This window comes from Domibacillus sp. A3M-37, from assembly GCF_024213455.1.
GTDB lineage: Bacteria > Bacillota > Bacilli > Bacillales > Domibacillaceae > Domibacillus > Domibacillus tundrae.
Map to the genome: position 1 here is coordinate 26877 of NZ_JANAVL010000025.1, position 9651 is coordinate 36527.

The 9651-nt window shown below is 37.0% G+C and carries 7 protein-coding genes; 5 read left to right on the forward strand and 2 right to left on the reverse strand.

The genetic code is table 11. The annotated features are described in order from the left end of the window. Positions 1-57 precede the first annotated feature (57 nt). Positions 58-903: a YsnF/AvaK domain-containing protein gene (locus NLX67_RS20365; RefSeq protein WP_254313257.1), complete on the reverse strand. Its 846-nt coding sequence runs from the start codon at positions 901-903 to the stop codon at positions 58-60. A 535-nt stretch (positions 904-1438) separates the two neighbouring features. Between NLX67_RS20365 and NLX67_RS20370 the strand changes: the two genes are divergently transcribed. The 3 genes from NLX67_RS20370 to NLX67_RS20380 all read left to right on the forward strand — a co-directional run bounded on the left by NLX67_RS20370 (position 1439) and on the right by NLX67_RS20380 (position 6518). Next, positions 1439-2134: a coiled-coil domain-containing protein gene (locus NLX67_RS20370; RefSeq protein WP_254313258.1), complete on the forward strand. Its 696-nt coding sequence runs from the start codon at positions 1439-1441 to the stop codon at positions 2132-2134. Positions 2135-2171: 37 nt separating this feature from the next. Continuing rightward, the gene (locus NLX67_RS20375) at positions 2172-5357 is read left to right on the forward strand and encodes a biotin/lipoyl-containing protein (RefSeq protein WP_254313259.1); all 3186 of its coding nucleotides are present in this window, start codon (positions 2172-2174) and stop codon (positions 5355-5357) included. A 594-nt stretch (positions 5358-5951) separates the two neighbouring features. Beyond that, the gene (locus tag NLX67_RS20380; protein WP_254313260.1) at positions 5952-6518 is read left to right on the forward strand and encodes a FliH/SctL family protein; all 567 of its coding nucleotides are present in this window, start codon (positions 5952-5954) and stop codon (positions 6516-6518) included. Between the two features lie 950 nt (positions 6519-7468). Here NLX67_RS20380 and NLX67_RS20385 read toward each other — a convergent pair. Next, entirely contained in the window at positions 7469-7927 is a 459-nt protein-coding gene (locus tag NLX67_RS20385) for a hypothetical protein (RefSeq protein WP_254313261.1), read from the reverse strand. On the opposite strand from NLX67_RS20385, the gene NLX67_RS20390 reads away from it, so the two are divergent. After that, complete coding sequence (locus tag NLX67_RS20390; protein WP_254313262.1) at positions 7926-8210, forward strand: hypothetical protein; 285 nt, start codon at positions 7926-7928, stop codon at positions 8208-8210. The genes NLX67_RS20385 and NLX67_RS20390 overlap by 2 nt on opposite strands. A 434-nt stretch (positions 8211-8644) precedes the next feature. Continuing rightward, positions 8645-8803: a hypothetical protein gene (locus NLX67_RS20395; protein ID WP_254313263.1), complete on the forward strand. Its 159-nt coding sequence runs from the start codon at positions 8645-8647 to the stop codon at positions 8801-8803. Positions 8804-9651: the final 848 nt, after the last annotated feature.

Here is a 9651-nt window from a genome sequence, read left to right on the forward strand (position 1 = left end):
TTTACTCGCAATAAAAAGTAATTCACCCGCTCTTAACCAAGAGCGGGTGAATTACGGTTAGTTTAAATTATCTTCTTCAATAACATGTCCTTCTTTTTGAATACGAGCTTTTTCCTGGCGAACAGTATCCCGTACCGTTTCTGTGTCTTGCACCGTCTGTTTTTGAATAACAATTTCTTCAGTAACGACCGGTTTTTTCGTTATTTCGATTTGTTCCTCTATAATCGGCACACGAATCGTTTCAGATGTGTCTTCAAATACCCGGTGACCTGGGCTGTGCAGTGCTGCATCTTCGCTCTCTTGGCCTGTCACAGGACGGCGTTCAATGATCACTTCTTCCCGATCTACCGGTACATCCATGACCTGCTGTTCTTCGACGACTTCTTTTTTGATTTGAATTTCACCTGTCTGCACGCGGTCTTTGTCGATGGACAAGCGCTCTTCATGAAGGAGAAGCGTTTCTTCGGCAGGTGTCCGGGCTGTATCTAAGGTAGAACTGTCAGTACCGGCATGTAAAGTGCTGTCTGTTGCGCTCATTTCCTGATCTGCCGAATAAGAATCGCTGTACTGGCTCGCATAGTCACGGTCTGCATACAGCAGCATGCCGCCGTTTTTGATTTCGTCATAACGGATATCGGCTTCTTCCTCCGTCATTCCTGTGCGGAGCAGCGCATCGCGGATCGGTGTATCACCGAGCAGAAAAGCTGCAAATCGGTCACCAAATGACATATCGGCTGACTGCACACCAACATCGGTACGGCCTCGTACCATGGAAATATCTTCTTCGTTTTGCACAATCACATACATATCTTCATCTGCAAAGCCGATCGTCTGCAATTCCATGATTTTTTTTAACAAGTCCTGTTCATTGTGGTAAACACTTGTAAATTTATTATTATCCATAATTAAAAATCCTCCTAGAGTTGCACGTAATCATTAATGCCTGCTAACTACTTTACCCTGTGTGCCGCGGCCAAAACAATTTTGCCGGAAATGAAAAATGTTATTTTGAAAAAAATTCAGTGTACAGGTAAGTAACTGTTTGAAAAAGAAGAACATATTACGCTGCTCTTTATCAAACGAGGTGAAACAAACCTTCGAAACATAATGTACAATGAAAGCATGAAGTAACTTTATTGCTCACTGATTTATAAAATATAGATTTGATTCAATGATTTTGACATAAAAAAGCCCAATTAGTTCAATCTATATAATGATTACTTTCATTGACTCGACAATAATCGACATGATTTAATTAATTTCAAATAAAAAAGCGAACTTTCTAAAAGGCAAGGGCGCGATGATACGGTTCTAACATTCGAAGGCAATAAAGGCAATAAAAAGATCATTCAATAAACAAATATGTAACTGAAACATCGAGATACTTTGCTTAAATTAGTATGTCAGTGTTGGTTAACACTTTGATAGGGGTATAAAGATGAATAAAGAATTAGATGACGATTTTATTAACGCATTAATGATTTCTCTTCAAGACGAAAGAATCATTGAAAAGATAAAAGAAATAGCAGAAACAGCAGAAGCTGACTTGTTTAGTCAACTGAGGGAACCTAAGGATCTGCTGAAAGACAAAGAAATAGCAAGGCTCCAACAAGAGATTGAGTCTAAAAAAGAGGAAATTAATGAGTATCAAATAAAGGTCCACAATCTAAATCAAAAAATTAATTCCTATTTTAATGAATTGCAAAAGAGAAGAGCAGACTACCGGGAAGCAGAAGAACTTTATGGGACTGTTCAACAGTTATCAGAAACCACCAGAAACTCCTTGAAAAGAATTTTTAAGGGTAATACAGTGCAGGAATTTATTGTTTGTGGTGTACAGTATGAAAATATTTCATCTTTGTGGGATTTTATTAAAAATGAGATTATGGAAGGGCGGGAGCAAGAAAGAGGAACCTTGCTCACTCTTTTTCAGTATTTCTTTCAAGAATACAGTAAAACATACGATACCCCTTTATATAAACCACAGGAAGTGAAAATCAATGAGGTCTTCAGAGAAGACCTGCATATAAGAACTCTCAATAGCAAAATATCCGGGAACGTTACGGAAATTCTGCTGCCAGGATATATAAGCATTAATGGTAAAATTATTAAAAAATCAATTGTGAGAATATAGCAGAAAAAAATAGAATGATAATAAAGGGGAAATTGAAATGACATCGATTACGATTCCAGAGCTTGGAGAAGGCATTGAAAACGTTCTTCTTGTGCAATGGTATAAACAGCCTGGGGATTATATTGCGGTGGGCGACGCCCTAGCTAAATTGAGCAGTGAGGACATTGAATTTGACCTCTTTTCGGAAACGGCAGGTACCCTTAAAGAATTATATGCAGTGGAAGAAACGTTAGTCAAGATCGGTGATGTGATCTGTTCCATGGAGTCTGGTGATGCTCTATCAGCAGAATCTTTAACAGAAGTCGAAAAACAAGAAACGATAGAAGATAAAGAGTCTCTTGAGAGCGTACCAAGTTTGGATGAAAAAAATTCGATAGACAGTTCTATTCACTTAATGGATAAGAACGACAAACAGGTTCTATTTTCACCTGATGCACAAACCGTTCCGGTCTCTTCCATTTCAATGACTTATAACGAAGTGAGATCTTTAATTAGCGATTTATATCAGAGGGCAGAAGAAGCCTTTTTTGAGGAGGAATCGAGCTTCTTTCAAGACATTAAAAAGCTGCTCCGTTCTAGATGGATTTACATGAATAATGCAGATGTTGTTTATGACCACAACATTGTCGCTTTATTTCCTTATAGAAAACACTATAAATTAATGGATGAAGATTTTGACTACAAAAAGCATCTGGATGTTTCCGGTTTTAAAGGTGATGCTATGACACATGAAGAAGTTGCCAAAAGTTTTAACACAACCGATCATCCTGTATTTAAGAAAATAATAGCTTTAGACGATTTCTCTGCGAGTAAAAATCCGTCCGTTTCAAGGATATTTGCCAATCCAGCAGCGACCTCTTCTAAATCAATAGCGTTTAAATTCAACGAGTACGACATTCAAAGTTTTGATGTAGTAAATCAAAAAACCGATTTGCAGGGGAAAGGATTTTTTGTTCCTGTGTTCCGTTTAAACGGGAAAAACGCCTTTGAAATCAATGATCAAATGGCGCTCCATCTATGGCTGGAAAATGGATTAGTACCAAGTGGATTAAGTGCAGAACGCCAAAAAGAGTATGATTATTTGCTGGCATTGTATCAATTAAAGGACTTGGATCATGAAAATTTCCAGAAAGAATTGCCATCCATCACTATTGATTCCAAGTCGTTTTTTGAGAAACTTTTAAACTCTGAAAAAGTAAGAGCGGATATCGATACATATGATGAAAAGATGTTAACAGATCCAAATCGAGGACATTGGGATTTATGGCCTGTCCTCAATGAAGAAAAACCTTTAACGATAAAACTAAATAATGAAATCATGGCAAGAAATCCTAAAATGGATATTAGGCAGGACGGCATAGTTGGAATTGATTTTGGCACTAAAAGTACAGTAGTCGTTCATCAAGAAGAAAGTGACTTCACTCTTCCAATGCGTATTGGGATTGGCTACCTTAACACTGAAGTACAAGACTGGCATTATGAAAATCCAACCGTGATTGAATTTATTGATTTAGAACATTTCTTGGAGCTTTATCTAGAAAAAGAAGGAAGACCCGATACAAAGTGGCAGGATGTGACGGTTTCCCACACTGCTTTTAATAGCTTGATGAATGGAAAGAGTGATCATTATTATTCCATATTGAATAATCTAAAGCAGTGGGCTGGAGAAAAGAAAAACCATCTCCGATTAAAAGACAAAAAGGATTATGCTGTTGTACTGCGTTCCTTTTTGGACTTAACAGAGCAGGAAATCAATCCAATTGAGCTATACGCCTACTACCTCGGTTTGTATATCAACAACCAGCACAATGGAATTTACCTGGACTACACCTTATCTTTCCCGGTCACCTACGAAAAAGAGGTAAGAGAAAAAATTCTAAAGAGCTTTGAGCGTGGGTTAAAAAAGACACTTCCTATTCCGATTCAGCAAGATGAAGAATTGATGAAAAAATTCCGTGTCACGGGAGGTGCAAGTGAACCTGCTGCATATGCCATTTGTGCTCTGCAAGAATACGGATTTGAACCGGAAGAAGATGAAAAAACGTATTATGGCGTGTTTGATTTTGGTGGAGGAACGACAGATTTTGATTTTGGTATTTGGCGTGAAGCGGGCCTGAAAGAAAGTAGATATGACTATGTGATTGAACATTTTGCGGCAGGCGGAGACCGTTATTTAGGTGGAGAGAATATGCTGGAGTTTTTAGCATTCCAAGTGTTTAAAAACAACCAAAAAATAATGCGTGAACTTAATATCTCTTTTACTCTCCCAGCGGAATGTACGAAATTTCCCGGAAGTGAAACGTTGATTAATGAGTCACAAGAATCTTATTTAAATACGAAACAATTGGTAGAAAAATTAAGGCCTCTTTGGGAAAAACATGAACGGTATGAAGAACAGTTTGAAAAAGGAATGATCCGGACAGACCTGTTTGACAAAAACGGTCAAGCAAAACTCAACGTTGAGCTTTTAATTGACCAAGATGAAATGGAACAACTGATCGAGGAAAGAGTTGAAAAAGGGATTAAAAATTTCTTTGAGTCTTTACGACGCGCTTTTGCCCGGTCAGAATCCAGCAAAATTAATAAAATAAACATACTGCTTGCGGGCAATTCAAGTAAATCTCCGGTTGTTATGAATTTATTTAATAAATTGATCCAAAAGGAAGTACAGAATATTCAAAGCTGGGGAGAGGTGTCTGATAATTTTTTTGAGGTTTTTCCACCGCTGGGAACGGAAGCCGCTTATTTAAAACAAGAAGAAAGAAATAGAGTGGTTAACCGAAATGTTTTAACAGCTCCTACCGGAAAAACAGGAGTTGCCTTTGGACTTGTACAAAGTAGAAAAGGCGGAAGTATAAAAGTGATTGACCACAATATTATAAATGACGAATCAAAGTTCAAGTATTTTCTTGGGAGAGGAAAAAAAGGGAAATTCAAAACGGTGATTGATCAAGAAGAAACGTATAACACCTGGCATTTATTCATTGATGCGTCAGAAGAAGACTTTGAAATTTATTATACAAGCCTGCCGGAAGCTAGCACCAATCAACTCGATATTAAGCAAGTTCAGCGGAAAAAGTTTCGCATTGAACATGTGGATGATACTGCTTTTGTTTATATTCGAACAGTAAGACCGACCGTTATCGAATATGTTGTCGCGTATGAAGACTCGATTTTAAACGAGGTTTATTTAAGTGAAATTACCAAAGTCGAATTAAGCTGATCTTTTCATCGAAAAAATTTATGTAGAAATGTTAAACGAAGAAACTCTTCGTATATGTTACAAAAAGCGTCCTTTTCCGAACACGGCTGCCCGGTTCCCAAAAGGACGCTTTTTTATTCCTTTTGCCATGAGCGATATAAGTGAAAGTCTGGAACCAAGAAACAATTATACATATTAGATTTGGTTTGTCATTTGGATTGTGTGCAATGCAGCTTAAATCTTCTTGGAGGATTAGTTGGCTTATTATAATGATAATTCCGGTATTATATTATTTATTTGCCCTAATTGAAATTCTTTAAAAAACCTTTTAGCATATAGAGACGTTTTGCACTCCTGAAAGAAACTTTTTATGGACTGAAAATAAAAGACAAATATGTTGTATTAAAAACAGCCAGATCCAAAAGAACGGAGCTTTTTCGGTTTGATTTCATAACTCATAAGTTATGAAATCAAACCTATTAGTGTTCTCATGGGTTGATTCGATATAAGTTTGCCATACGATAATACGAATAGGTTGATACTATTTATCATAAACTGTCTTTTGAATGGATTGCATAAATTAAATTTATTCAATTATATAAAAGGAGAATTGTAATGAAACTTGCTGAACTAATTGAGAAACTTGAGAAACATATAAAAATGGTCGTGGATCAGGAAGAAGATCAGAGAAAACTAATTACAATGATAGCAGAGGTACTAAAATTTAATGAAAACATGTATCGTGACGCGTCAGCAAGAACCATAGAATTACAACTTGAAATCAATAGAATGAATGAAGATTATCGCAAACTGCTTGCACAATATAGAGAGACCATACGTGAAAGAGATTTGAATCGTGGATTTAAAAAAAGAAATGAAGAATTATTGCTTGAAATCGATAATCTTAATGAAAAAAAATGGTCTTTAGAGGAATCGCTTATTGAATCTTTTGATAAACATTTTAAGATGGTTATTGAAATAGGGACAGAAATCGCTTATAGAGGAAATACTTTGCAACTAATGAAAGAAAACACTGAAAACGGATTTGGCGTGGGTATTGCATATGAAATTGACGTGGATGCTGCCGAGTCTGGTATATTAGCATTAGACGAAATATGTGATTTTGTTTTTTATAGAGTGGCTTCCTTATTAAAGCGAAATGAGAAAACAAGTAATCTTTGAAGATTTGACTAATTATATCTGTGTTACATATCTTATGTAAACTTCGAAGTAATCGAAAGACGCGCCAAATCAACGTTTATCGGCTATCGCTGACTTACAAAAAGTTATCAGCAAGCGGTCAGTCCGTTTATGCAAGACAACATTAAACAATTGGTACGACTGCATTTCACGCTATATAAACGCACGTACTGGCGCGAGTAGCTGCTTACTGCCGGATGAGCCAGTGGAAGGGCTGCGTCTGCATATGATCCTGCATAAACGATTTAAGTCTTATTTGCGGAAAACGACGCAGCCTCGCCTTTTTTCACCGTCGAGGCTCAGGTCCTTCACTGCTGATGAAACGAGTCAACTTATTATTCTCTTTCACAAAAAAAGATTATCAGTCGAGACAGATGCTTAATCCAATACATTTCTCTGCTCATACTAGAGGATAGAATTTCGCAGCAGCCTTCCGGATGTCAAAAGCCTTCTTCGCCGCCTTGCAGGAGATAAAGCGAGCAGGCAAGGATTCCTGAACCATCTAGTTATTTTACCTATTATGTTTCGGATTATATTCTTGATCAAAATACATCATCTCGATTTATTATATGTCGATGAGCTTTCTTGGAAGGGACAGTTATCCTATTTGAAAAATAATATACAATTCCAAACGCAGCATAAATGCTAGTATGTTGAATTAGAAACGCCCTGGATTCTAAAAATCCGGGGCGTTTTTTTGGCTGCTCATACTTTGATTAATGTTAATTCCTTTGAGTGTCTGACATTTCGCATGTCAAAAACATCCAATTAGTTTTTTTTGGTTTTTCGGCTGTCTTTTTTTGGAAGAGCGCTGGATTCTTGGCGATTTTGGCTATGATCCTCTTATTAATTCATATTTTCAAATCTGTTTAATTGGAAATGAAGCCACCTGTCTGCCAAGAATCTCAGCCTTTTTTAAAAAATTCCATTTTCTAGCGAGTGTATTGTTTCATGTCGACGATCGGGCTGATCAAAATAGACAAATCAAAGCCCGCCCATTCTACGGCATGGTGAATCTGAGGCCGTGTTGGTCCTGCAATATGACGGTCACTGCCGATGGCGACGGTCATCACTTTGTCCAGCGTTTTGACAATCGTCTTTACAGAAGGTGTCCGAGTCTTCTTGTTATCCGGCGTGAGCCAGTCCTCATACCGTTCTTCCAATGAACGGCGTACACCGTATTCGAGGAAAAGCAGAAGGACCAGATAAAAGACGTAACCAAGCACTTTGACACGGCGGCTGTTCTTTAAATACACGTTGTGAAAAAGCATTGGATTTTTCAACAGGCGGAAGCGCATTTCAACGCGACTCTGCTTTTTGTAGAGAAGAAGCTTTTCCTCGGCAGGTAAGCGCAGTTCCGGGCTGTTGATCAGGACAAAGGAGGACGCCATGTGCCATTCTCGTTCTGCGAAGGAAGGATGCACTTCCAGACCACTGATGGAAAACATTGATGCAGTAGAAACACACTTGCGAGAGAGATATCCAGATGAAAAATGGTTCATTAGAAGACAGGAAGGGGTCTCTCTTGATCATGGAGGAATACAAGTAATTTTTCTTAATGAACTGGACAAAGGATATAACTACTATGTGGGTGGTGACAAAGTGAAGCAGGATGGCGGATTTTCTAAAGAAGGTGCTCACGAAGAAATGAAGCACTATGAAGAAGAGTCCTAATCATGCACTCAAGCGATAAATAATCTGAATGCAACAAATGTTATTATGTTGCATTGGAAAAGCCCTAGATCCCAAAGATCAGGGCTTTTTTTGTAATGTATCTTATTGAACTAACCTATTTGAAGAGAAAGCACCGTAAATAGGACGGATCCAGTGAATAGAGGTCTTGTCTTAAAGTATTGAACTGACCAAAGGCGAATAGATTAAGCATTTTAGCCAAGAACTCATAAACACAATGGTGGTACACATCAGCTTTCCTAGCCTTTCGGAGTCTCTTACAATTTGTAGCTACTCTCTTTTGCTTAGTATTCGTAGGCATATCCATATTTGTTCACACATAGATTATCCTTAGAAGAGATCACTTCTTTGTTTAAATGTCAGAATGAAGGGTACTTTGCATAGTAACTTAGATTAGATCAAGGGAGGAAATAAAAATGGATCTTCAGTGGAAAAAGAAATTAATGGTTAGTGGAATGGCTGCTGTATTAACACTTGGTGGATTAGCTGGGTGTGGGGATGGAGAAGACCAGGATAATGGGGTTGACGATGGCGAAGTAGATGATCAGTTAGATCCAGAAGAGGAAGATGAATAATAAATTAGGCAAGTTTGCTTCGAATCAAAGTCCTTTTCTGAATTAAAGAAAAAATATTTAAAGACTTTAGGATTTTAAAAGAAGCTATCGAGTTGCTTTTACAATGATAGTGAATGCAATATAAAGGAAATTATATTGCACTCAAAAACGAACGAAAAAACAAACGCTGTCCCTTATTTATCAAGGGACAGCGTTTGTCTTGGTCTGGCTAACAGAATATAAATGCAACGTTTTGAATTGTGAGTGTAACATACTGTATGTATATTACGGTTCAATTAATTTAAATGAAGCAGATATTTTCGATCGTTAAGTTGGAAAAGTAAGTAGATTGGAAATCACGACTCTTTGTTCGGACATCAGCTTTGTTAAAAAAGGTATATTTTAAAGGCTTAGGTTATAGTGTTCCAAGAAGGCCAATTTTCATCCCTTCAACAGTGCTAATATTAATATATTTTTAATGAAGAAAAGAAAAACACACTTTAGGTAAATAAAATCATTAAAAAGTTATTGATATAGAAATGATGCTGTGTTATATTATTAATCCGTCGCCAATATAGTGACAAAAAACAGTGAAATACAAATGGGAATGTTAATTAGTTTATTATAACTATTTCCCGGAAAGTTATTGACTTTATATTTCTAATTATGCTATATTATTCGTCCGCCATCGATAAAGATGGCATAGATGAAATGAATTTGATTCTGTATCAATGATTTATTGAAATGATAATCAGATAAAACTTATTGACTTTTAGGACACTGCATGATATCATGATTTAGTTGCCTTTAACGGCAGTGAAGAAAATTGATCTTTGAAAACTGAACAAAATCAATAAAAACGTCAACGT

Coding starts and splice junctions, on each gene's coding strand:
- NLX67_RS20365 (WP_254313257.1), bottom strand. CDS start 903: ATGGATAATAATAAATTTACAAGTGTTTACCACAATGAACAGGACTTG.
- NLX67_RS20370 (WP_254313258.1), top strand. CDS start 1,439: ATGAATAAAGAATTAGATGACGATTTTATTAACGCATTAATGATTTCT.
- NLX67_RS20375 (WP_254313259.1), top strand. CDS start 2,172: ATGACATCGATTACGATTCCAGAGCTTGGAGAAGGCATTGAAAACGTT.
- NLX67_RS20380 (WP_254313260.1), top strand. CDS start 5,952: ATGAAACTTGCTGAACTAATTGAGAAACTTGAGAAACATATAAAAATG.
- NLX67_RS20390 (WP_254313262.1), top strand. CDS start 7,926: ATGTGCCATTCTCGTTCTGCGAAGGAAGGATGCACTTCCAGACCACTG.
- NLX67_RS20385 (WP_254313261.1), bottom strand. CDS start 7,927: ATGGCGTCCTCCTTTGTCCTGATCAACAGCCCGGAACTGCGCTTACCT.
- NLX67_RS20395 (WP_254313263.1), top strand. CDS start 8,645: ATGGATCTTCAGTGGAAAAAGAAATTAATGGTTAGTGGAATGGCTGCT.